Origin of the sequence: Streptomyces coelicoflavus (genome assembly GCF_045041415.1) — a bacterium.
Classification (GTDB): Bacteria; Actinomycetota; Actinomycetes; order Streptomycetales; family Streptomycetaceae; genus Streptomyces; species Streptomyces coelicoflavus.
The window spans coordinates 1706302-1729945 of sequence record NZ_CP108218.1; the positions used below are offsets into that span (position 1 = coordinate 1706302).

The 23644-nt window shown below is 70.8% G+C and carries 15 protein-coding genes; 9 read left to right on the plus strand and 6 right to left on the minus strand.

Translation table 11 applies throughout. The features are described from left to right. The first annotated feature begins 44 nt into the window (after window positions 1-44). The 4 genes from OHA99_RS07520 to OHA99_RS07535 all read left to right on the plus strand — a co-directional run bounded on the left by OHA99_RS07520 (window position 45) and on the right by OHA99_RS07535 (window position 9413). Window positions 45-3020: a DEAD/DEAH box helicase gene (locus OHA99_RS07520; RefSeq protein WP_405694834.1), complete on the plus strand. Its 2976-nt coding sequence runs from the start codon at window positions 45-47 to the stop codon at window positions 3018-3020. Continuing rightward, the gene (locus OHA99_RS07525) at window positions 3020-7180 is read left to right on the plus strand and encodes an Eco57I restriction-modification methylase domain-containing protein (RefSeq protein ID WP_405694836.1); all 4161 of its coding nucleotides are present in this window, start codon (window positions 3020-3022) and stop codon (window positions 7178-7180) included. The genes OHA99_RS07520 and OHA99_RS07525 overlap by 1 nt, the downstream gene beginning before the upstream one ends. A 35-nt stretch (window positions 7181-7215) precedes the next feature. Further along, window positions 7216-7701, plus strand: a complete 486-nt coding sequence (locus OHA99_RS07530; protein WP_405694838.1) for a hypothetical protein — start codon at window positions 7216-7218, stop codon at window positions 7699-7701. Window positions 7702-7766: 65 nt separating this feature from the next. Further along, complete coding sequence (locus tag OHA99_RS07535; protein ID WP_405694840.1) at window positions 7767-9413, plus strand: hypothetical protein; 1647 nt, start codon at window positions 7767-7769, stop codon at window positions 9411-9413. 59 nt (window positions 9414-9472) lie between these two features. Here OHA99_RS07535 and OHA99_RS07540 read toward each other — a convergent pair whose 3' ends face one another. Both OHA99_RS07540 and OHA99_RS07545 read right to left on the minus strand, forming a co-directional pair. Then, complete coding sequence (locus OHA99_RS07540; RefSeq protein WP_405694842.1) at window positions 9473-9664, minus strand: DUF397 domain-containing protein; 192 nt, start codon at window positions 9662-9664, stop codon at window positions 9473-9475. Then, on the minus strand, window positions 9661-10542 hold the full coding sequence (locus tag OHA99_RS07545) for a helix-turn-helix domain-containing protein (protein ID WP_405694843.1): 882 nt from the start codon (window positions 10540-10542) through the stop codon (window positions 9661-9663). The genes OHA99_RS07540 and OHA99_RS07545 overlap by 4 nt, the downstream gene beginning before the upstream one ends. A gap of 157 nt (window positions 10543-10699) precedes the next feature. Here OHA99_RS07545 and OHA99_RS07550 point away from each other — a divergent pair, with 157 nt between their 5' ends. From OHA99_RS07550 to OHA99_RS07570, 5 genes are all read left to right on the plus strand, one after another. Beyond that, window positions 10700-11146, plus strand: coding sequence for an ATP-binding protein (locus OHA99_RS07550; protein WP_405694845.1), 447 nt, complete (start codon window positions 10700-10702; stop codon window positions 11144-11146). Window positions 11147-11262: 116 nt separating this feature from the next. Further along, on the plus strand, window positions 11263-13113 hold the full coding sequence (locus OHA99_RS07555) for a hypothetical protein (protein WP_405694847.1): 1851 nt from the start codon (window positions 11263-11265) through the stop codon (window positions 13111-13113). Further along, window positions 13110-13430: a hypothetical protein gene (locus tag OHA99_RS07560; protein WP_405694848.1), complete on the plus strand. Its 321-nt coding sequence runs from the start codon at window positions 13110-13112 to the stop codon at window positions 13428-13430. The genes OHA99_RS07555 and OHA99_RS07560 overlap by 4 nt, the downstream gene beginning before the upstream one ends. After that, window positions 13427-14059 carry a nucleotide exchange factor GrpE gene (locus tag OHA99_RS07565; protein ID WP_405694850.1) on the plus strand — a complete coding sequence of 211 codons (633 nt, stop codon included), beginning with the start codon at window positions 13427-13429 and terminating at the stop codon, window positions 14057-14059. Before OHA99_RS07560 ends, OHA99_RS07565 begins: the two co-directional genes overlap by 4 nt. An 81-nt stretch (window positions 14060-14140) precedes the next feature. Continuing rightward, window positions 14141-16642 carry an Hsp70 family protein gene (locus OHA99_RS07570; RefSeq protein ID WP_405694851.1) on the plus strand — a complete coding sequence of 834 codons (2502 nt, stop codon included), beginning with the start codon at window positions 14141-14143 and terminating at the stop codon, window positions 16640-16642. Window positions 16643-16707: 65 nt separating this feature from the next. Here the strand turns inward: OHA99_RS07570 and OHA99_RS07575 are convergent, their stop codons facing one another. The 4 genes from OHA99_RS07575 to OHA99_RS07590 all read right to left on the minus strand — a co-directional run bounded on the left by OHA99_RS07575 (window position 16708) and on the right by OHA99_RS07590 (window position 23610). After that, complete coding sequence (locus tag OHA99_RS07575) at window positions 16708-17346, minus strand: hypothetical protein (protein WP_405694853.1); 639 nt, start codon at window positions 17344-17346, stop codon at window positions 16708-16710. A gap of 110 nt (window positions 17347-17456) precedes the next feature. Further along, window positions 17457-18572: an AAA family ATPase gene (locus OHA99_RS07580; RefSeq protein WP_189283628.1), complete on the minus strand. Its 1116-nt coding sequence runs from the start codon at window positions 18570-18572 to the stop codon at window positions 17457-17459. 5 nt (window positions 18573-18577) lie between these two features. After that, window positions 18578-20461 (minus strand): DrmB family protein, encoded by a 1884-nt coding sequence (gene drmB, locus OHA99_RS07585; RefSeq protein ID WP_405694855.1) that lies wholly within the window; start codon window positions 20459-20461, stop codon window positions 18578-18580. Further along, window positions 20458-23610 carry a helicase-related protein gene (locus OHA99_RS07590; RefSeq protein ID WP_405694858.1) on the minus strand — a complete coding sequence of 1051 codons (3153 nt, stop codon included), beginning with the start codon at window positions 23608-23610 and terminating at the stop codon, window positions 20458-20460. The genes drmB and OHA99_RS07590 overlap by 4 nt, the downstream gene beginning before the upstream one ends. Window positions 23611-23644: the final 34 nt, after the last annotated feature.

Consider the following 23644-nt stretch of genomic DNA (forward strand, 5'->3'; position numbering starts at 1 on the left):
CCGCCGCCTCGCCCCCCTTCGATCTCTAGGAACTGAGACATCCCATGAGCCTCACGTACACGGCCGGCTCCCTGGTCGCCGCCCGCGGCCGGGAATGGGTGGTGCTGCCCGACAGCGCCCCCGACATGCTGGTGCTGCGCCCCCTGGGCGGGAGCGAGGACGACATCGCGGCGGTCTTCCCCGCGTTCGAGGACGTGCGTCCGGCGGAGTTCGCGCCGCCGAACGCTGAGGACCTGGGTGACCAGCGGGCCGCGGGTCTGTTGCGCACGGCGCTGCGCGTCGGATTCCGTTCGGGCGCGGGCCCCTTCCGCTCGCTCGCGTCGATCGCCGTGGAGCCCCGCGCCTACCAACTGGTGCCGCTGCTGATGGCGTTGCGGCAGCGCACCGTACGGCTGCTGATCTCGGACGACGTCGGCATCGGCAAGACGGTCGAGGCGGGCCTGATCGCCAAGGAGCTGCTCGCACAGGGCGAGGCCACCCGGCTGGCCGTGCTGTGCTCGCCGGCGCTGGCCGAGCAGTGGCAGGGCGAGCTGCGGGAGAAGTTCGGCATCGACGCCGAACTGGTGCTGGCCTCCACGGTGTCGCGTCTGGAGCGCGGCCTGGAGCTGGGCCAGTCCCTGTTCGACCGGCACCCGTTCACGATCATCTCGACGGACTTCATCAAGTCGACGCGCCACCGCGAGGACTTCGTACGGCACTGCCCCGACCTGGTGATCGTCGACGAGGCGCACACCTGTGTGGCCGCCGACGACCACGCCCAGGGCGGCACGTCCTCCGCCGCGAACCAGCTCCGGTACGAGCTGCTGCGCCGGGTCTCCGACCAGGCCGACCGGCATCTGCTCCTGCTGACCGCGACCCCGCACTCCGGCAAGGAGTCGGCGTTCCGCAACCTGCTCGGCCTGGTGCGCCCCGAACTGGCCACGCTGGACCTGGATTCCCCGGCGGGGCGGGCGAAGCTCGCCGAGCACTTCGTGGCCCGCAAGCGCGCCGACGTCCGCTCCTACCTCACCAGGGAGGACGGCCTCGCCGACGACTCCCTGGCCGAGCGGACGGCCTTCCCGTCCGACCGCTGGACCAAGGACGAGCCCTACAAGCTCACCCCCGCCTACCGGGCGCTGCTCGACGACGCCATCGCCTACGCCCGCGACCGCGTCGAGGCGGCCGGTGAGCAGGGCAGGCGGGAGGCCCGGATCGCCTGGTGGTCGGTGATCGCGCTGCTGCGTTCGATGGTGTCCTCGCCGGCCGCCGCCGCGCAGACCCTGAAGACCCGCTCCGAGTCCGCCGCCGCCCGCACCGCACACGAGGCGGACGTGCTCGGCGCCCCGGTGGCCGCCGACTCCGCGGACAACGACCGGCTGGAGGGCATGGACGTCGCTCCGGGCGCCGCCGAGACGGAGGACGCGGGCGCCCGGCTGCTCGAACTCGCCCAGCGCGCCGAGAAGCTGGTCGGCCCGGCCGAGGACGCGAAGCTGAAGGCGCTGACCCGGCACCTGAAGGGCCTGATCGCCGAGGGCTACCACCCGATCGTCTTCTGCCGCTACATCCCCACCGCCGACTACCTCGCCAAACAGCTCGACGGAAAGCTCGGCAAGAAGACGAAGATCGCCGCGGTGACCGGCACCCTCTCCCCGCAGCAGCGCCTGGAACGCATCGAGCAGCTCGCCACCGAGGCCGCGGAGGCGGGTGACGACCCAGCGGTCCGCCGCGTGCTGATCGCCACCGACTGCCTCTCCGAGGGCGTCAATCTCCAGCACCACTTCGACGCCGTCGTCCACTACGACCTGGCCTGGAACCCGACCCGCCACGACCAGCGCGAGGGCCGCGTCGACCGCTACGGACAGAAGCGCGACCAGGTCCGCGTCATCACCATGTACGGCGAGGACAACGGTATCGACGGCAAGGTCCTGGAAGTGCTGTTCAAGAAGCACCGGCAGATCAAGAAAGACCTCGGCATCTCCGTCTCCGTCCCCGACGAGACCGCCTCCGGTGTCACCGACGCCGTCGTGGAGTGGCTGCTGCTGCACGGCCGGCAGGGCAGTCAGGAGAGCTTGTTCGACCTGGACGGCGGCCAGGAGTCGTTCGCCCGCGTCGAGCGGGAGTGGGCCTCGGCCGCCGAGCGGGAGACGACCTCCCGCTCCAAGTACGCCCAGCGTGCCATCCATCCGGAGGAGGTGGCCCGCGAGGTCGCCGCCGTACGGGCCGCGCTCGGCGGCGCCGACGAGGTCCGCGAGTTCGCCCTGGAGGCGCTGCGCGACCTCGACGCGCTCGTCCGCGACCCACGCGACGGCACCGGCGACTTCACCGCGCAGGTCGGGGGCACCCCGGCCGGCCTGCAGGCCGCGCTCGGCGCCGCCCTGGGCAACCGGCTCGTCGAGGAGGACCGCGAGATCCCGTTCCGCGCCACTCCGGCGGTCGCCCGCGGGGAGGCCGCCCTCGTCCGCACCGACCCGGCGGTCGGCGCCGTCGCCTCGTACGTCCTGGACTCGGCGCTGGACGTGAAGGCCCTGGGCCCCCGCCCGGCCCGCCGCTGCGGCGTGGTCACCACGGACGCGGTCACCACCCGCACCACACTGCTGCTGGTCCGCTACCGCTTCCACCTCACCCTGCCCTCCCGCACCGGCGAACGGCAGCTCGTCGCCGAGGACGCGCGGCTCCTCGCCTACGAGGGCCTGCCGCAGCGTGCCCGCTGGCTGGACGACGACGCGGCCACCGCCCTCCTCGCGGCCCGCGCCACCGCCAACACCCACGAGCAGCGGGCCCGCAACCAGATCGCCCGCGACCTGGAAGCCCTCCCGGACCTCGCCGCCCACCTCACTGAGTACGGGGTACGCCTGGCCGCCGAACTCGACGCCTCGCACCGCCGGGTGCGCAAGGCCAACGAGGAGATCGTCCGCGGCCTGAAGGTCGTCCCGCAGGAGCCCGCCGACGTCCTCGGTGTGTACGTGTACGTGCCGTCGCAGGCCGCCGCGTCCGTCTCCCCCGCCGCCCCCGCCTCTACCGCGACCGGAGCCGAAGCCTGATGTCCGCCGCCACCCGCACCGCCCTGGCCTTCACCGCCGTCACCACGGTCGGCGGACTGCTCCCCGCCGACATGCTGCTGCGCGTCGCCGACGCGCGGAACCTCCCGGGCACCAAGCCCGCCGACTACGGCCTGCCCGCCTCCGTGCCCGTGCGCGACGAGGCCGAGCGCGCCTGGGAGTACCTCAAGCCGCTCTGGCGCGACCTGCGCGCCGCCCTCCCTTCCGACCCGGTCACCGGCGCACCCGCGGCCGACCCCACCGGCCGGGCCGGCACCGACTGGCTCGCCCAGCTCTTCCGCAAGCTGGACTTCGGGGCGCTGACCGAGGTCGGCGCCGCGGGCATCCCGGCCGACTCCGACCCGGAGAAGCACTTCCCGGTCTCCCACCGCCACGGCCCAGCCCTGATCCACCTCATCCCCTGGAACCAGGAGCTGGACAAGCGCCCGACGGCCGGTCAGGTCCCGGCCCAGTCCATGCTCCAGGACTGCCTCAACCGCACCGAGGCCCACCTGTGGGCGGCCCTCACCAACGGCCGCCGCCTGCGCCTGCTGCGGGACTCGTCGTCCTTCGCCACGGCCGCCTACGTCGAATTCGACCTGGAGGCCATCTTCGACGGCGAGCTGTTCAGCGAGTTCGTGCTGCTGTACTGCCTGCTGCACGCATCCCGCTTCACGGTGCCGGAGGGAACCGCGCCCTCGGGATGCTGGCTGGAGAAGTGGCGCACGGTCGCCATCGAGTCCGGCAGCCGGGCCCTCGAGCTCTTCCGAATCGGCGTCCAGGATGCCCTGACCGTCCTCGGCACCGGGTTTCTCAGCCACCCGCACAACCACGAGCTGCGCGAGCGCCTGGACGTCCACGCCTTCCAGACGGCACTGCTCCGGCTCGTCTACCGCATGATCTTCCTCTTCGTCGCTGAGGACCGCGACGCCCTGCTGGACCCGGAAGCGGACGGGCGAACCCGCGACCGCTTCGCCCGCTACTTCTCCACGGCCCGCCTCCGCCGGCACGCCCTGCGCCGCCTGGGCACCGCCCACGACGACCGCTACCGGGCCCTGGAGCTGCTCATCGAGGCGCTGGGCTCCGAGCAGGGCCGCCCCGAGCTGGGGCTGAAAGGGCTCGGCGGCCTCTTCAACGACACCCCGGACGACCGGCCGCTGCACGGCGTGCGGCTGTCGAACTGGCACTTCTTCGAGGCCGTCAAGCACCTGGCTCGCGTGCGCGACGCCGGCTCCGCCCGCTGGCGTCCCGTCGACTACCTGCACATGGGCGCCGAGGAACTCGGCTCGGTGTACGAGGCACTGCTGGAGCTGGTGCCGAAGCACAGCGCGGCCGACCGCACCTTCGAACTGGTCGACCGCATCGGCAACGACCGCAAGAAGACCGGCAGTTACTACACTCCCACCGCCCTCACCGAAACGCTGCTCGACTCCACGCTGAACCCGGTGATAGACGATGCCGTCAAGCGCGGGGAGCAGCGGGCGAGCACCGAGGGCCGTATCGACCCCGCCGACACGATCGTCGAGGAACTGCTCTCCCTCACGGTCTGCGACCCGGCCTGCGGTTCGGGCCACTTCCTGGTGGCGGCGGCCCGCCGGATCGCCAAGCGGGTGGCGGCGGTGCGCGAGCGCAACCCCGAGCCCACGGCGGACGCCGTGGCGGACGCCCTCCGGGAGGTCGTCTCCCACTGCCTGTACGGCGTCGACCTCAACCCCATGGCCGTCGAACTGGCCAAGGTCTCCCTGTGGCTGGAGGCGATGAAGGCCGGCCGGCCCCTCGGGTTCCTCGACTCCCACATCAAGCACGGCAACGGCCTGATCGGCGCGACCCCGGCCCTGATGCGGGACGGCATCCCGGACCGGGCGTTCAAGAAGACGGAGGGTGACGACGAGGGCTGGGCACGGCAGTTGCTGGCCCGCAACACGGAGGAACGCAGGGGTCAGGGCGGCCTGTTCGAGATCGAGACGGAGACGAAGGTCGCCAACGCCTCCTTCGCCCGGGGACTGCGCCGGATCACCGCCGCACCGGACGGCGACCTCGCCGACGTCCGCCGCAAGGAGTCCGACTTCCGCACGTGGTCGGGCTCGGCCGAGTACCGGCACGCGATGCACGTGGCCGACGCGTGGTGCGCGGCCTTCGTCTGGCTCAAGCACCAGGACGCCCCGCCCGCCGTCACCCACAAGGTCTTCCGGGGACTGGAGGACCCGGACGGCAAGGCGGCCCCCGACGCGACCCACGCCGAGATCGAGCGCCTGCGGGACCAGTACGCCTTCTTCCACTGGCACCTGCACTTCCCCGAGGTCTTCACGGTCCCGGAGGACGGTGACACGTCGGCGGGAGCGGTCGATCCGGGAACGGGGTGGGCCGGGGGGTTCTCGTGTGTGGTGGGGAACCCGCCGTGGGACAAGGTCGACTTCGAGGACAAGAAGTACTTCAGCGTCGTCGACCCCGCCATCGCGGAGATCGCTGGCGCGGCACGGCGTACGCGTATCGCCGAGTGGGAGCGCGAGCGCCCGGACGCCGGGAAGCGGTACCGGGAGGCTCGGCGGGCGGTCAAGGGGATGTTCCATTTCGCGGGGGACTCGGGGGTGTTCCCGTTGTGCGCGAAGGGGCTGACGGTCAAGGGCGTCAATTCACTGCAGACGGACACGTTGTTCGCCGAGCGGATGACGAACGTGGTCGCGCCCGAGGGCCGGTCCGGCGTGATCCTGCCGACGGCGATCGCCACGGGCGCGGGGTCGCAGCACCTGTTCGGTGACTTCACACGGCGAGGGGCTCTGGCCTCCCTGTACGACTTCGAGAACCGGCGCCCGAAGTCGCCCGCGCTGCCCAAGGGCGGCAAGTGGTTCGAAAGCGTGCACTCCAGCTACAAGTTCTGTCTGCTCGCCCTCACCGGCCGCGCGGCACAGGCGGACGCCAGTCGCGTCGGCTTCTTTCTCTCCGACGTCACGGATCTGGAGGACCCGAACCGGGTCTTCGCGTTGGGCCCGGACGACCTGGCCAGGATCAACCCGAACACGGGCACGCTGCCGGTGTTCCGGACCCAGCGCGACGCGGACATCACGGCCGGGGTATATCGCCGCATGCCGGTTCTGTGGAACGAGGAGCGCCGCAACGGCAATCCATGGGGGGTGAGCTTCAAGAACCTGTTCAATATGACCGACGACTCGGACCTGTTCCACACTCGTGAGGGGCTGGAAAACGACGGCTGGACCCTGAGGGGCAACGTGTTCGTTCGCAACGGTCGAAGGATGCTCCCTGTTTACGAGGGCAAGATGGTCCACCATTTCGACCACCGGTGGAACAGCTATAAGGGTCTTGGCAGCGAGAACTACGAACGCCTGCCAATCACTGTTAAACGCGATGCCCACGGCGTTGCGCAAGCACGTTACTGGGTTCAGGAGGAAGGACTCGTCCCAACCTTGCGCAACGGCAAAGAGGTCAAGATTCCCGGAGTTTCTGACCGGCTGCACGAGCTGAATTGGCACCGCGACTGGGCGATCGGCTCACGCGATATCTGCCGGACCACGGACGAGCGAACCGCTATCCCCGCATTTCTTCCCAAGGCTGCGGTTAGCTACACGTTCCCCCTCATGCTGCCTTCGGTTTCACCAAAGTGTGCCGCTGCCCTGGTGTCGGCACAGAGCTCAATTGTGTTCGACTACATTGCCCGCCAGAAGGTCGGCGGTATCCACATGAACCGAATGGTCGTGAAACAGCTCCCCGTCCCCACCCCCGCCACCCTCGAACCCCACCTCCCCTTCCTCCTCCCCCGCGTCCTCGAACTCGTCTACACCGCCTACGACATGACTCCCCTCGCCCGCGACCTCGGGGACGAGGGCGAGCCCTTCCGCTGGGACGAGGAGCGTCGGGCCCAGCTGCGCGCCGAGCTGGACGCGTACTTCTTCCACCTCTACGGGATCAGCCGTGAGGACACCGACTACATCCTGGAGTCGTTCCAGTCGGAGTCGGGCGGCCTGAAGAACAACGAGATCGCCAAGTTCGGCGAGTACCGCACCAAGCGTCTCGTCCTCGCCGAGTACGACCGTATGGCCACCGCCGGCCTGACCCTGGAGACTCCGCTCGACGAGGAGAAGCCCGGCTCCGTCGCCTACCGCTCCCCCCTCTCCCCGCCCCCTGGCCAGGGCCCCCGCCACGGCTGACCCAGCGCACAGCCCGCCCAGAGGAAGGATCACTCGTGGTACGCCGAAGCCAGACCAGCAATCCCCGTGCCGTAGTCGTCCTGACGGGCGGCACGGACTGGCCCGGTCGCGCCGCCCGTGAGCAACGTGCGACCGGTGCCGAATTCCAGCTGCCCCAGGGGGATGCGGCGAAGATCAAGGCTCTGCGCCACACCATCAACGTGCTGCGCAAAGCGGTGAAGGACAAGCGCGATACGGCGGCGCGGTACCTCTTCCGCAAGGCCCGCGCCCTCGTCAACGCACTGCCCGCCCACAAGACCAAGCAGGAACGCGAACAACTCACCGCTCTGCGACAGAAATTCAGGGCGCAGGGCAAGCCACCGGTCACCGGCGTCAAGAAGCCGAAGCCGGCCACACGCTCCCGCACCAAGACACCGGCCGCGAAGTCCACTCGGCAGGCCAAGCCTGCCCCCGCTCGGGGCCTCGGTGACCGTTTCATCAATCGCGCGTCCCTCGGCTACGGACCGACCGACAAGGCGTGAGACGGCCGCATGGCCGCCGTGCCGAACGCAACACCGACCCGCCCGGCTCCCCAGTAGGAGTGCTCATGGAACCACGTGGTTACCGCATGGTGGTCTCGACCGAACTCAGCTACGTCAAGGCGTGCGGCATAGCCGAGCGGCAGCTGATCGACTGGATCCGCGGCAAGGGGTACGACCCCTCCGGGCTGGACGAGGGACGGACCGAGATAGCCCCGCACGCCACCCTCGACCGGGACTCGGAAGGCGGGCGCAAGGGCGCGTACAGCCGCTGGCGCATGCGCGAGACACCCTCCACGGCCTCGGGCACCTGGCAGTCCACGCTCATCGTGCGCTCCGGCCTTGAGGAGGATGGGGGCCGAACGTGGGTACAGGTCGACATCGAGCACCAGCCTGCCCGCGAAGGCATGGCCCCCAGACGCGCCAACACACCGCACATCGTCCGTTCCCTCCTGGACGTACTGGAAGCACGCGACGGCCTCGCCGATGTCGCCTCCGCACCCGTCTTCATCGAGGCCGAGGACGTGGACGACGCCATCGAGGAGCTGTGCGACACCAACCGACGGCTGCCTGTCGTCGTCGCCACGGTGCCGTACGGCAAGAACCCCGACGACTGGTCGCGCTCGGTCGTCGAGCCGCTCTTCCGCTGCCTGCACGGACTGGCCGTGTTGTACGTGCTCACACCGGAAGCACAGACGCGGTTCAACGGCGCGCTGGAGTACCACCCCGTCTTCGGAGGCGGCGTCCGCACCTACCTGCCCGGGCTCGACCCGGCCTGGAAACCCGACGCGCAACGTCACCCCGTGATGTCGCGCCGAACCATCGAGGCCGACCCCCGCCGCGCCGCGTCCATACTCGCGGCCCTTCCCCAGCGACTGTCCTCCCGGCAGCCGCTGCCCGCCGCTCTGCTCAGCATTCCGCGACAGCGCACCCGCCCCCGCACGACCGCCGACGGCACGGACCTCGCTCAGCTCCGCTCCGACAGCGCGGCACTGACAGCCCTGCTGGACGAGGCGGAGCGTGCCGAGGCGATGCGGGTCGACGAGATCAACGACCTGTACACGGAGCTGGCAAAGGCGGACCAGGCCAGCAACGAACTACGCGGCGAGAACGAGGAACTGTACGACAAGGTCCAGGAGTCCCAGCGGCTCATACGCTTCCTGCGCGAGCAGCTGCAGGAGGCCGGTCAGTTCGCCCTCGCCCACGCGCCGGCCGACGTCGAGGACATCACCTACCCGGAGACGTTCTCCGAACTGCTGGACCGGCTCAACGAGCTGACCGGCATCTCGTTCACCGGGAACCGCAAGATCACCCGGTCCCTCGACAGCCAGTCGGTGGACAACTGGCTCTACGTCGCCTGGGACGGGCTACTGGCCCTCAATCACTTCGCCCAGTCCTCCGCCGAAGGCACGACTTCCGGGGATTTCCTCAGCTGGTGCAAGTCCGACGCGTCCAGCGCCTTTCCGTTCCCCGCCGCCAAGGTAGCTATGCGCGAGTCGGACACCGTCGCCCGCAAGGCGAAACTGCGCACCGAACGCATGCTCCCGGTACCGGAAGCGGTGTCCCCCGGCGGCCGGGTCTTCATGCAGGCCCACCTGAAGATCGGCGGGGGCAGCACGATCGCCCCTCGCCTTCACTTTTACGACGACTGTCCCCGCTCGGGGAAGGTGTACGTCGGCTACCTCGGCCCCCACCTGCGCAACACCCTCACCTGACGCCTCGGCGGTAGAAAGGGGTGTGCCGTCCGGACGCACCCGACGGCACACCCGCAAGCTCAGCGCTCCGACGCGAACCGCACGAACGTCCGCCAGCCGTCACGGCCGACCGCGAAGGCCGGGCGGGCCACGTCCTTGGAATCCCGGATGTGGACACCCTCTTCGGCGATCGCGATCTCCACACAACTGTCGCCCTGAGTGCCGCTGTAGCTGGACTTGTACCAGGCGAGTTCCGATTTACCGCTGCTCATAGCTCTCCTCGCAGTCGCTCCAGCAGGTCCCGTGACTCTCTGGGGTTCAGGGCCTGCGAGCGCAGTGTGTCATAGCGTCGGCAGAGCAAGCTCACCTCTTTCGCGTCGGAGATCAGCCGCCCATTCTGCTGCCCCTCGGAGTATCCGAGCCGCCTTCCCTCCAGGGTCTCCACCAATTGAACAGGCCCGTCCAGGCACCCATGGAACTCCAACTCCAGCGGCACCACTTGAAGCGTCACGTTGCGCGGTGCCGTGAGGTCGAGCACGTGGTCCAGCATGGTCGCTTGCACCTGCGCTCCACCCAGCCCGCGCCGAAGGACCGACTCCTCCACGATGAAGCCGAAGGGCACGGTCGACCGCTCCCGCATTATCGTCTGCCGCTCCATGCGTGCAGTGACCTGCGCTTCCGCTTGCTCGTCGGTCAGCAACGGGATGCTGTTGTCGAACACAGCCCGCGCATACCCCTCCGACTGCAACAACCCTGGCACCAACCGGCACTCGTACGTACACAGGCTCACCGCCTCCCGCTCCAACCGAGCCCACCTCCGGAACCACGCGGCGAGCCCCGCCTCGCCCCGCGTGAGATGCCGCGCGGCCCTCCGCAGGGCACCCGTGTTGCCCAGGGCCTCCTCGGCCCGCTCCACGAACGCCTCGTCCGGCATCCGGCGGCCCAACTCCACCGACTCCACGGTGTGCTTGGAGTACTGGACGGCTGCCGCGAGGTCGCCCCGGCTGAGCCCCGCGTGCTCGCGCAGCGCCTGGACGAACGCACCGAACGTACGCAGACTGTCCGAGGGGTGGGGTTCCCGCTCCCCCTCCGGAACCGTACGGGCACCGGCGCCGACGCCCGCAGCCACCTCCCCTTCGACGATGTCCATCCGCCGCCCCTCTCTCCAGCCCCTCGGGCCACCACAGGTTCACCACTCAGCGTGACGGCCAGTCATGCGTACTGTCTACTCCACGTGCCCGTACGCTGACTTCGCGTACGAAGCGCGCCACTCGCGACTGGCCACACCCGCACGCCACGCTGGCGCCATGAACCACTCTGCTCCCCAACTCACGTCCCCCCGCCTCAGCTTCACGCAGCTGCTCTCCTCCACCCGGCGCGGAGCACGACTCGCCCGCCTGCTCACCGTGAGCCAACTGCGGTCCTGGCCCACTCCGCAGGACCTCACGGAGCGTGCCGAACTCGTCGTCGCGGAACTCGCGGCAAACGCCGTCCTCCACGGCCACGTGCCCGGTCGCAGTTTCCGCCTGACCCTCGTGTTCGACGCTGCGGCCTGCCACCTCCAGGTCGACGTCACGGATCCGCGCGGAGACAGGTGGCCGCAGGCAGGTCCGGTGGACGCCACGCCCGAGGCGCTGCTCCGCACCGGCGGACGCGGCCTCGCGCTCGTCGACGCGCTCACCGACCGCTGGGAGACGCTTGCCTTCCCGCCCAGCGGCAAGACGGTACGGGCCGAGCTGATCGGTACGTCTTGAGACAGGCCCTCGGCGCAATCCAGCCACCCCTCAACCGGACGCGCGTTGACGTTGCCAACAGGCCCTCCTTACGGTGATCCTTGCGCAAGGCGGGGGATCAAGGGAGACGTCGGATCGTGCGGGTGCTGGACACAGGGGGAGCGGGCCGGACGGCCTCGGTGCGCGATCTGCTGGCCGAAGCCGAACGGGCTTTCCTCCGAGCGGAGTTCCACGTCGCGCACCCCGTGCTGCGTCGGCTACAGGCCGAGTACGGCGCGCCGGAGGACTACGACGAAGCGGTGCGGTACGACGTGCTCTGGGCCGCGTTGGCCGCTCGGGCCGGCAACTGGCCGGAGGCGGTCCGTCGGTGTCCCGACACCGATGACCTGGCGATGGCGGACACGGGAGTCGTCCACGCCCTCGCGGTGCATGCCCTCCGCAGGCTGAGCGACGAGGGACGGTCCGCCGACGCGGGCACCGCGGCGCTCGCGATCGTGCTGTGGGCGTATCTCCTGGACGAGGACGGTACGGGCGGCTTCCGCGGCCTGCTCACCGCACGGCGCGGCACCCCGGTCCCCGACAAGGACTGGGACCAGGCCCGCGACCATCTGCACGGACGGATCACCGACCTGCTGCACGCCCTGGACGTCCGGGCGGGCCGGGACGCACTCGGCGCCTGGCGGACGGCCTGGGATGCGGAACGCCTCTTCCCTGTCGTCGTCCCTGCCGAGGCCGGGCCGGACGGCCTGATTCCGTTGAAGGACGCCGCCCGGCATCTCATCCGGGGCGGTCGCCGGGTCGAACTCCTCGACGCCTACACCACGCGCCATCCCGACCCCGCCACCTGGACCGAGGACACACCCGACCACCGGGCATGCGCGGGGCCGGTGGCCGAAGCGATGACGGAGCGCGGCCGGGACCGGATGCTGGCCCGCGAGTGGAGCGAGGCGCTGGCGGACTTCAGTACGGCGGCACGCCTGGGGCGCAGGCCGGGAGCCAGGGAGGCGGCGGCCATCCTCCACGCGGCGAAGAATGTCGGTCGTGGGCGCGCCGGACGAGGCTATTCCCCCATCACGCGCATCCAGGGTCTCGAGATCGCCCACGCGCTCCTGCCGCAGGACACCTCCGTGGCCGCCGAGCTGACCGCCGAACTGGTGCGGCAGGGGCAGAAGGTTCTGCGGAGCGACCCCGAGCAGAGCCGGAAGCGCTTCGCTCGCGCGCTCGTCGTCACCCCGCGGGACCAGGACGCCAGGTCGGGCCTCGACGACCATCTGAAGGAGGACCTGCGTCTGTCGCTCGCCGGTGCACCCGGCGGGGGCAGGTTACGGGTCGGCCAGGTGCAGAGCCTGCTCGACCGCGACCCGGAGTGCGATGCGGCCCGGCGGTGGCTCCGGGAGCACTTTGCGGGGCAGGCCGTCACGGAGGCCTCCGGGGGACGATTCGCCCCTGCGCGGGCCGCCGTACGGAAAGTACTCGAGTACGACGGTGCAGGCGGCGCAGGGTACGGGGACATGCTCCTCGATCACGTCCTCGTCGATCTGCTGGTACGTGCGGCCGGGCGCACCGACGCCGAGGACAAGCGTGCCGGACTGGAGCGCCGCGTCGACTTGCTGTGTGTCGCCGACGGCCTCTCGGTCCCCGCCGCCCATGGCAGTCGTGTCAGAGAGGCGCTCGACGAGGCCGTCCTGCATCTCGCGGAGCACTTGGAGGCCACCGCGACCCCTTCGGACGTCATCGAGCTGTTCCTCCAGGACCGCATGCGGACCGGTGTCAGTGCGCGGTTCGACCAGACCGTGGAAACCGCCTACCTGAACCGGGCCCGGGCCCATGAGCGGGCGGGCGACCCTGGCGGGGCGCAGCGCGACCGTGCGTGCGCGGCACGGATCGGTGCCGGGTTGCCCGAGCAGAGCCCGCTCTTCGGACCCAGCCCCCGCCCCCGCCCTCGCGGAGCGGGCCACGACGACACCGGGCAGGAGGCCCTCTTTTGACCGCCGACGAAACCGATCGGGACAGGCCGGTCGGGCCGGGCGGTGAGGACCCCTCGCTCCCCCCGATCCCCTGGTTCGGCCCCACGCTCCACGAACTCGTGCCCGGCATCCCGCCCGGCACCCGGCCCCTACCTCTGCGCAGACTGACGGCGAAGGCGCTCACCGAGGCCCGTCAGGACCCGGACCGGCACCGGCTCCTGCAGCGTGCCGACCAGGCCTCCAGCAGTCCCGTCACCGCCCTCGTCGCCGAAATGCTCACCCCTCCCCTGCCACCGCCCGCGACCGAGACCGCGCACGCCACCGAGGAGCCTTCGTGACCGACCCCGCCCCGGCCGCCACCGCCGGTCCGCCGTCCGAACTCGACAAGCTGCGGCGCCGGGTCGAGGCACTGTCCGGCAAACGGGACGAGGCGGAGGCCCGGTTGCGTGCCTTGCTGGACGCTCTGCTGCCACTGGACGACGTGCTCGCCGACACCCGCCGCCGGGCAGGCGCCCTCCAAGGAGCCCGCTCCGCGCGTGAGACGGCGTCGGCCGCCATCGCGCTGGGCGAGCAGATCGACGCCGCGCACCGGATGCTGCGCGGTGAGTTCGCCCGGCACGATGTCGCTCCGATGGACGTCGTGGGCAGGACGGCCGACCCTGCGACCATGCGCGTCGTCGGTACCGAGCCTCATCCGACCCGGCCGCACGGCACGGTACTGAGGGAGAGGATCACCGGCTTCCGCATGGGTGCCGCCACTCTGAGGCCCGCACAGGTGGTCATCGCGGTGCCCGGCCCCGCACCCGAGCCCGGGACGCCGGAAGAGGCGGCCGGGGACGCCTTGGCCCCCGTGACGCCCCCAGCCGGCGGCAAACGGTCACAGCCCCGGCGCACCACCCGCGCCCAGCGGGGCCTGCCGCGCAAGTCCTCGGCCGGGCGCGGGCGCCGTTCCCGCCGCCGCGGCTGAGCAGACGGCCGCACCCCGCCCGGTGCCCCGTACCGCACCTCCCGTCCACGGCACTCCACGACGATCAGGAAGCGTTCCTCCATGCACCGGACCCTCGGCATCGACCTCGGTACCACCAACTCCGTCGCGGCGTGGCTGCACGACGGCGTCCCCACCGTCCTGTCCAACCGGCACGGCGAACAGGCCACGCCGTCGGCGGTCGGGGTCGACGCGAGCGGCACCCTGTTGGTCGGTCGGGAGGCTCTCAACTGGCGCGGCGGGGACCCCCGTTCGGTAATCACCGAGGTCAAGCGCCTGATCGGGCGGCGATGGGACGACGCCCTCGTGCAGCAGGCCCTCAGCACACGGCCGGACGACGCGCCGCCCGTCCGGGCCGCCGCCGACGGCTCGGTGGAGATCCGGCTCGGCGAGCACTACCTCTCCCCCGTGCAGGTCTCCGCCGTACTGCTCCGGCGGCTCAAGAAGGACGCCGAGGACGCCGCGGGCGTGTCGTTCCGTCGTGCCGTGATCACCGTTCCCGCGTACTTCGCCGAGCCGCAGTTCGCCGCTGTACGCGAGGCGGGACGGCTGGCCGGTCTGCACGTGGCGCGGATCGTGGAGGAGCCGACCGCCGCCGCGCACGCCTTCGGAGTCGGTCCGGGCGGGGAGGTGACCGAGCCCAGCAGCATGCTCGTCTTCGACCTGGGCGGCGGTACGTTCGACGTGTCGGTGCTGACCCTGGGCCCCGGCTACTTCTCGGTGAGCGAGCTGGGCGGTGACAACCTCCTCGGCGGCGCCGACTTCGACGCGCTCCTCGACGGCCACCTTCGCCGGCGGCTCGGCGGACGCGACCACAGCGGTGAGACCGACGCCTTCCGCATCCGGGCGGCCGCCGAGCGCGCGAAGGTCGAGCTGTCCACGCGGGACACCTCGGACGTGACCCTCTCCCCACTCGGTCGCGAGGGTGGATCGTGGTCGGGGACGGTGCGGCGCGCCGACTTCGAGGAGCTCCTCACCGACCACCTGCGCAGGATGCGGGAGACGGTCGAATCGGTGCTGACGGGGAGCGGCGCCCTTCCCGAGGACGTTCAGCGTGTTCTCCTGGTCGGCGGCTCCACCCGCGTCCCGGCCGTCCGGCGCGGCCTTCAGGAGCTGTTCGGCGAGGACAAGGTGTCGGACGTGGTGGATCCCATGATGGCGGTCGCGCACGGCGCCGCGGTGGAGGCCGGCCTGCTGGACACGCTGGACTGCCCCGCCGAGACGTGCACCATCGAGGGCATTCCCGTCACCGAGGACTCCTGCCCGAGCTGTGAAACCCCGCTGCTGGGGAGGGCCACGGTGGACTGCCCCGGCTGCCACGTCCCCGCACCCGAGCTGACCTCCGCCTGCCCGGTGTGTGCGACGGACCTGTCCGGACTGCGGGCCGCCCCCACTACGGCCAGCCGCACGGAGTGCCCGGAATGCGGCCGCGACGACAACCCCGCCACCGCCGCCAACTGTCTCGACTGCGACGCGCGGCTGGACCTCGGCGGCCTCAAGTGCCCGGGCTGCGGCATGGTCAACGGTCCGGGTCTCACCGCGTGCTCGTTCTGCGGCGGCGACTTCGGCACCGCCCTTCCCCAGCAGGTGACGGCGCAGCACATCGGACTCGAACTCAAGGACGGCACCGTCGAGGTGCTCTTCCCCGCCGGGACCCCTTACCCGACCGAATGGCACCGGGTGGACGACCTCGCGGTACGCAGGAACCGCGACGAGGGGGTGCTGTTCCGTGTCTGGGAGGGACCGCACCTGGGCTCGGCGGAGCGCAACGAGTTCTGCGGCGCCCACACCGGTCGGGACGCCGACGAGACCCGTGGTGACGTGCCGATCGCCCTCCAGGTGCGACTCGACGCCGACCGGACCGTCGACCTGCGGTACCGGATCGCCTCCGGCGCATGGCAGGGCACCCGGCTCCGGCGCAGCACCGTCTCGGCCACCGTCGGACGGAAGGCAGCCGAACTCCACGACCGGTACGCCGGCTTCCTGTCCGACTTCGAACGGGAACTGACCCCCGCCGAGCGCGACACCCTGACCGCGCTGCGAACGGACCTGGCGGCGCTGGGCAAGGGGGAGACCGTGGGTCGTTCCCTGGACGGACTGCTGGACTCCGCCCGCGACGCCCTCGACCTGTGCAAGCGGGCGCGCGGCGTCCACGCTCAGGCCGTGCTCGCCCACCGGAACGGGCGCGGGCTACTGCCGTCACCGGTGCGGGAGGAGCTGCGGGCAGCGGCGGACGCGGTCATGGACGCGCGACGGGCCATGCGCACCGACGCGCTGCGGAGCGCCACGGAGCGGGCCGAGGACCTGTGGACCGGACTCGACCCGGCGGTCCGTACAGCGATCATCACCGTCGCCCTCGCCGAACAGGACTCCTACCCGACGACCCTGCGCAAGGAGGTCCTGACCGCTCGCGACGCCCTGCGCGACGCCGTGGAACGCGGTGACCAGACGGCTCAGGACACTCAGCTCGTTTCCCTCGGCCGCCTCGCCGAACAGGGCCGCAGTCAGTTCGCGGACGTACGCATCCCCTCCACCGCGGCGAGCGTCCTGCCGTCCCGGCGGTGACGGGCCGCGTGCTCCGGTGCGGTGTGGGGCCGGTTCGACCCCGCACCGCACCGGCGCCGCGGCAATCACCAGGTCCAGCTCGCCGGTGGCTGCCCGAGGACGGAACGTGCGCACTTGATCGTCAGTCGCCCGAGGACATGGTCGCCACCTGTGCCGATCACGGCACCCACACCAAGTGGCACGTGCTTGTCCAGCACCAGAACTCCTTGCTTGGTGCCGGATTTCGTGATGAACCGCGGACCAAGCACCTTGTTGGCCCGCTTGATCGCGCTCGCGGGGATCGCCCCGACGCCGCGTCGCCCCCAGTGAGGACCGGTTCGCTGGGCGACTTCGCCGAGGGCACGTCCCGCTCCGTGGACGAGGAGGACGGTCAAACCCAGGAGCTGTCGTCGCTCGAGGTCCTCAGAATGCAGGCCATATACCTCGGCCAGCGACAGCAGATACTGCACGGTCGATTCGGTGAAGGCACCGGTATCAGTCTGAGTCACCGGGGCCCCGGAGCCGGGCACGATCCGGGCCGCACGAGATGCGGTGATACTGGTGAGGTAGGAGCGGTCCAACCGACAGATCAGCTCCTGCGGTGTGTCGCCGGGGTGGACTCTCCGCAGGCGCTCGACGTTTTCCCTCGCCCGCACCTGCTGGGAGACCATCGCGTTGTCGAGTGTTTGCTGAATCAGGCTCTTGACGCCATCGGCCATGCTCATCGGACTACTGGTCCTCTCGGATCACGACGCCTCGCGGGCGTCGGTGCATCGCCGCATCTTCGGCGGCCGGGTGTGCAAATCGGTGACGACGGCTGCGCGGTGCCGCGCCGTCACCGCATGTGCGCCCATCCGTGCAACCCCTCCAGATGCCGGGGCATCCGGCTCCCCTGCCATCCCAGCACCAGCCGCTCCCGAGCCCGGGTGATCATGACGTAGTACGCCATGCGCAAGGTCGCCGACGTGGGATCGGTACCCGCGTCGGACTCCGCGTCGGCGATGACGACGGTGTCGAAGTCCAGCCCCTTGGCGCTGGCCCGGTGGACGAGGACGACGCCCGGACGGGCAAGGTCGAGGTCGCGGTAGCGGCCGGATGTGGCAGCCGAGCTGTACAGCTGGGGTTCCTGGGTGAGGCCGGCACGTTCCAGCAGGCGCATCAGGTCGGCGGCCGTGCGCAGGGAGTTGACGATCACGCCGATCCGATGGCGCGGTTGCCTCGCCGCCATGGTGGTGATGTCTTCGGCGACGTCCTTGATGCCCGAGTAGTGGCGGACCACGGGCAGGACACCGCTGCGAACCGGGATGTCGGGGTGGGCGCTGCCGGTGCGGAAGTGTTCGGCCAGGGAGGCGATCTCGCGGGTGTTGCGATGGTTGCCGGAGATCTCCACCCGCCCGGAGGAACGGCCGAGGGCGTCGGCGATCTCGGTGAGCGTGGAGTTCGTCTCGGTCAGGCGCTGGCACTCGTCGGCGAAGACCGTGACGGAGGCGGCAGCGAGACGGGCCAACCGGTAGAAGCCCGGCGCCAGGTCCTGACCCTCGTCGACGACGAGGTGGGGGACGGCATCCGCCTCGTCCTCGCCGACAGTGGCCGCGGCCTGACGGGTGAGGGCCGTCCAGTCGAACCAGCCGTCCTCGGTGCGCGGGGCGTCCCGGCCGAAGCGACGCTGGATCCAGCCGTGCACGGTGGCAGCTTCGACCGGTGCGCCTGGAACCGTGAGACCGTGCACGGTGTCGCGCAGAAGCTGGCGCAGCAGGTTGGAGCGCGACAGCAGCAGAGTGGGGCGGCCGGTGAGGGCCAGGTGGACGGCGCGGTGTGCGGCGAGCAGGCTCTTGCCGCTTCCGGGCGGCCCGCTGACGACGTGGTTGCCGGTCAGCGGCAGAGTGTCCAGGCAGTCGCGCTGGGCCGGGGTGAGGTCGGGGTGGAGCAGGGGGGTGTTCGCGGTGGCCATGGATGTCATTCCTGAGCGGTGGCGGCGGCGTACTCGCGGCTCGCGGTGAGGACGTCGGTGAAGTAGCCGGGGACACGGGCCGAGCCGACGACCAGGGCCCGGTCGAGGAGTGTGTTGCCGGTCTCGCAGCTAGTCTCGGGCAGCAGGGTGCAGGCGTGGCAGGCGGCCCGGTTGAGGTTGCCGAAGCCCTGGCCGGTGTGTTCGGCGCACAGCGGGTCGGCGGAGCACCAGGCGGCCGCTTCCAGCATCCGGATCAGCGTCTCGGCGAAGTGCGGTGCCTCGCCCTGCCGGACGAGGCCACCGAGGGTGCCCTCGGCGTCCCCGGCGGCCGTGTAGATCAGCAGACCGTGCTGGCCGTACTCGGGACGGCCGTAGACGCGCTCGCGCAGGCTGGCGGTGGTGTACCCGGAGTCGAAGGAGAGTTGGCGGATGAGGAGGTGGGCGACGGTGTGCAGGAGCTGGAAGCGGGGCGACAGTTCGCTGCCCACGGCCTCGGCGAGCTGTTCCGCGCGGAACGAGGCCTCCAGGTCGGCGCGGACGCCGCGGACGTGGGCCTGGACGCGGGGATCGTTCTCCCAGGCGGTCAGCCGCTGTTCGTCGAGGGTGAGGACGATGCCCTCCCCGTACACCTCGGTAGCGGGCAGCCAGCGCAGACGGCCGCCGGTGTCGGCGGGTACGAGGGTGCCGTTCGGGGAGTGGCGGCGGAAGCCGGTCAACGCCCTGACCTCGCGCAGGCGGTCGGCGAGGACCACTCCGCCGATGTGCGCGTCGAGGGTGGCCCAGGGCTCTTCCTTCTCGCTGTCCAGACCGAGGCCGCCGCGCCGGATCGTGAACTCCTTCGCGGGTTCGGGGAACCGGATGGCGTCGAATGCGCACCACTCGTCGCGGCTCAGGTCGACCTTTCCCGACTTTCCGGGCTTCGGCTCGGGAGGGGGCGTCGTCGTCGGGGCACCGATGGCCTCCGCAGCAAGCTGGTCGATGAGGCCGTCCGAAGCGTCGGTGTCCTCCTTGATCATGCCGCGGAAGGTGTCTGCCCTGCGGGATCCGAGTGCGTCGAGCAAAAGCGGCCAGTAGTCGTGCGCCAAGACGGCCGCCGCCACGCTCTGCTCCGCACGGGGGGCTTCGTCGGTCTGGGGGATGTCCAGGGCCGAGTAGACGACCGGGTAGTAGACGTTTCCGGCGGTGCGCTGCACGATGTGCACCTGCTGGCCGCAGGAGCTCCTCGCGTCCCAGCGCTGCCAGGGGTTGCGGCCCGAGCAGTGCCCGCCCTGAGGGCCGAGGACGTCGAGCAGGTCGCGTTCGGCACCGCAGGGCTTGCCGCCCGCTCCGGTGGCTCCGCAGCGCACCGAGAGCGCTTCGAGTCCCGTGGCACGGTCGGCGACTCGAAAGCTCAGCCGGCGTGCCTTCCAGGCGTTGTCGGACTCGGAGCACGAGTCGCGCAAATCGGGCGCGAGCCTGGAGTGGGCCCAGTACCACCAGTCGACGTCGTCGAGGTGTCCGTCCGCGCAGATGCGAACGAATCGCATCGGGGTGAGGCGGGGCGCGGCGGCACAGGACGCGCAGACGGGGGGCTCGCCCGGCTTCTCGTTCTCGCGCAGGAAGCGGACCATGCCCCGGCAGGAGCCGCAGAACAGCCAGCCGGGGAAGCGCACGTAGGGGACGCCGGGGCGGTCGGGCTGGTCGTACCGGTCGTTGAGGGTGTGGGGCGCGGCGTAGAAGCCCTTGACGCCAAGCCGTACGGCGAGTCGTTCGCAGGAGACGGGCGTCTTGAGGTCCGGCCACCTCTCGATGCCCGCGGCGACGAAGCTTTCACCCTGCACGTCGAGTACGGCCCCGACCCCGAAGGGAAGCACGGTCTGGGCCTGCCGGACCCGGAGTTTGCGCTTCACTTTCCTGCTCCCGTCACGGTGATCTGGCACTCCCGGTCCACGTTGCGCATCGAGTTGAGGGTTTCCCACAAGCCGTAGCGCTGCTCGAATGCCTTGAGCAGGTTGTGCTGGCCCTTGCCCTGGCTGCGGTAGTAGAGGTTCTTGCCCTCGGCGGCGGCGGTGTCCGCCTGCCGGTACCAGTCGTCCAGCAGATAGCCGAGTGCGGTTCGCACATCGGCTCGTACGGCGTCGGTGCAGGCTCCCGCGGTGGCGCCGCGCTCGGCGGTCGCGGCACGCTCGGCCAGGGCGTCGGCGATACGCTCCACCTCTTCCTTGTGGGCGGTGATTCGTCCGGCCTGGTTCTCGGCGGCCAGGCCCACCCGGTGGCGGACCAGGATGACGAGTGCGGCGTGCAGGGCCCGTCGACGCGCGGGCAGCGACCAGGGCGTGACGCTGGCGGGTTCGACGTAGCGGTAGAGCGCCCGGTGGTAGTCGATGAAGGTCTCGTAATGGGACCGGTCACGCGGGCGCGTGGCGTTGAAGTACGTGACGATGAGTCCGGGCACCTGGTGGCGGCCGACGCGGCTGGTGGCCTGGATGTACTCGGCGGTGGTCTTGGGCTGGCCCTGCATGAGCATGTAAGCGAGCCGTTTCACGTCAATTCCGACGGAGAGCATGTTGGTGCACGGAAGGAACGACACCGACCGAGGGTCCGTCCAGGGCTTCTCCAAGCGGTCGAGGAGGATGGGCTGGTCGGCGCGCTTCACACTGCTGTCGAGTTGTTGCACCTGCTCGCCGACCAGCTCTCGGACGCCGGCGCCTTCGCCGAGTCCGCGGAGCTGGGCGGGAATGTCGTCGCCGGCGGCGGTGACGGTGCGGCCGAGTTCACGCAGGCTGTGGTGGTAGGCGACGAGCGTCCAGTAGTCGTCGCGGTGTTCCTCGGGGAGCCGGTGGACGCCCTGGAGCATGGCCGCTGTGGTGGCGACAGCGCCGCGGCCCGCGGTGTGGCCCTGCGCCATGACGCCGAGGTAGAGGCGGCCGGGGCGGCCGGTGTCGGGGACGGCGAAGAAGCTGTCACGGGCGTCGAGCCCGGATGGCGGGAACAGCTGGACATCCTGTTGGTGCAGGGCACGGACCTGTTCCGCGGAACGCCGGATCGTGGCCGTCGCTGCGACGATCTTGGGCGGGCGGCCGTCCGGGCCGGTGCACAGCTCCAGGATGGCCGCTTCGTAGAGACCGACCGTGGTGCCGAGCGGACCGGTGAGCAGGTGCAGCTCGTCCTGGATGACCAGGGACGGGGGGCGATGGCCGGTGCCGGCGCCGAAGAGGCGGCCCGAATCGGGCTCCCAGGCGAGCCGGGCGAACTTGTCGACGGTGCCCAGGACGAAGGTGGGCGGATCCTGGTAGAGATGCTGGTCGACGACGGCGACGGGCAGGACGCCGTGGAAGGTGCACGCGTCTCGCGGGCAGTAGAAGGCGAACTCGTCCGCCTTGGCGCGGACTCCATAGTCGGAGCGGACGCTGGACCAGGTCGGTGGCAGGATACGCGTGCCGCACCAAGGGCAGCGGTCGAGGATGAAGACGTCTTCGGGGTGGCTGGCATCGCGCTGCTCGTCGAAGGCGGCCTTCGCCGACTGGAACTTGTTCGGGGTGGTGGTGTCCCCGACCCACAGACCGATGGTGATGGGTTCGTTCCCGAGGCCGAGTCCAGGCTCGGTGCGGCGAAGGTGTTCCAGGGCGCAGATCGTGGTGGCGGCGCGCTGGAACTGCTGGGTCGTAAGCAGGCTGAGGGTGTAGCGGCTGAGCACCGTGGTGCCGCCGCCCTCGCCCCGGATGCGGCGCAGGGCAATGGTGAAGGCGGCGAGGAGCAGATACGCCTCGGTCTTTCCGCCACCGGTCGGGAACCAGATGAGGTCGGTGGTCTCGCGGTCACGGTGTCCGGGGTCCACGACCCCGTCGAGGGCGAGGAGAAAGAACGCGAGCTGGAAAGGATGCCAGCTCGCCTCGGAGTCGACGGGCGGATCGAGGGCCACGTCGTCGGAGCGCAGGCGCCGCTGCCCCGCCTGGTCGGAGGCGGAGTGCCGCATCTGCAGCAGCATGGCGCGCTGAGCGATACGGAAGGCATCGAGCAGTTCGGGACGGTCGGGGTCGCACAGAGTACGCACACCTGCCTCGACGCGGGTGACCGCCTGGCGGACGCGGTCGAGGATCCGCTCCGCGGCTTCCCGGCCCCAGGGCGGCACCTCGACGGATCGCTGCCCCGCGTACCAGGCGTGGTAGGCGGCGGCGAACTCGGCGAGCTCCTCCCGGATCTGGTCCCTGCTGACGGCGGAGTCGGCCAGATGGGCGATCCTGAGCGCCGGGGCGTCGAGCGGACCACCGGCCCGGATGGGGGGTACCTCGGCGCGGGGCAGCACCTCGCAGGCGAGGAGTTCGACGCCGCCGTCCTCTCCTCGCTCCTCGCGGACGGCGCAGCCGTGGCCGACGGCGTGCGTGATGACGTGCCGGTACTGCAGGCGCAGTTCGCGCTCCTCGGGGTCCCGGCTGGCAAGCCGGACGCTGGGGTAGGGCAGCACGGCCCCTTCGACGGGGCGAACGGTGAGCCCGCACTGGAACAGCATGTCGTCCCAGCTCGGCGCCTTGTCGCCGGATCCGGCGTGGCGCTTCTCGTTGATCAGGGCCACGGTGACCAGCGTGCCGTCACCGTAGGAGCGGCGGGTCACCTGGATCCTCGCGCGGCCGTCCAGGACGGCGACGTCCTTCTGGTCGGGGCCGATCGTCTGTGGTGTGGACGGCAGGGGTATGCGGCGCCAGCGGCGGCCACGCCCCGGTTCGCCCCGTTGTGTCTCGTAGCGAGCGGCGGTGCAGGTCACCTCGACCCGGGCGGCGTCGGTGTAGAAGCTCAGGCCGATGGACGCGGGCAGCCAGCTATTGGTCTCCGGTACCGGGTCAGCGGCGGGGTTCACGTCGGCGGCGTCCTGCTCGGCGCCCGGTGCCTCGGGGTCGTCGGCCGCGAGGGCGAGCTGTCGCCGGAGTTCGGCCTGCTGCGGGTAGAGGGTGCCCATGAGGTACTGCCGGTCCGGCGGGGCGTCGAGCACCTCGTGGTCACCGCCGGCGGGGCCGACGAGCTGGTGGGTCAGGTAGCGCACCAGCTGCTCGCGAGGGTCCATGTGGGTGTTCCTTCAGATCAGGCGGGAGGAGCGC

What these genes read in the sequence shown, in the direction of transcription:
- OHA99_RS07520 (WP_405694834.1), top strand. Translation starts at nt 45, where the DNA reads ATGAGCCTCACGTACACGGCCGGCTCCCTGGTCGCCGCCCGCGGCCGG.
- OHA99_RS07525 (WP_405694836.1), top strand. Translation starts at nt 3,020, where the DNA reads ATGTCCGCCGCCACCCGCACCGCCCTGGCCTTCACCGCCGTCACCACG.
- OHA99_RS07535 (WP_405694840.1), top strand. Translation starts at nt 7,767, where the DNA reads ATGGAACCACGTGGTTACCGCATGGTGGTCTCGACCGAACTCAGCTAC.
- OHA99_RS07540 (WP_405694842.1), bottom strand. Translation starts at nt 9,664, where the DNA reads ATGAGCAGCGGTAAATCGGAACTCGCCTGGTACAAGTCCAGCTACAGC.
- OHA99_RS07545 (WP_405694843.1), bottom strand. Translation starts at nt 10,542, where the DNA reads ATGGACATCGTCGAAGGGGAGGTGGCTGCGGGCGTCGGCGCCGGTGCC.
- OHA99_RS07550 (WP_405694845.1), top strand. Translation starts at nt 10,700, where the DNA reads ATGAACCACTCTGCTCCCCAACTCACGTCCCCCCGCCTCAGCTTCACG.
- OHA99_RS07570 (WP_405694851.1), top strand. Translation starts at nt 14,141, where the DNA reads ATGCACCGGACCCTCGGCATCGACCTCGGTACCACCAACTCCGTCGCG.
- OHA99_RS07575 (WP_405694853.1), bottom strand. Translation starts at nt 17,346, where the DNA reads ATGAGCATGGCCGATGGCGTCAAGAGCCTGATTCAGCAAACACTCGAC.
- OHA99_RS07580 (WP_189283628.1), bottom strand. Translation starts at nt 18,572, where the DNA reads ATGGCCACCGCGAACACCCCCCTGCTCCACCCCGACCTCACCCCGGCC.
- OHA99_RS07590 (WP_405694858.1), bottom strand. Translation starts at nt 23,610, where the DNA reads ATGGACCCTCGCGAGCAGCTGGTGCGCTACCTGACCCACCAGCTCGTC.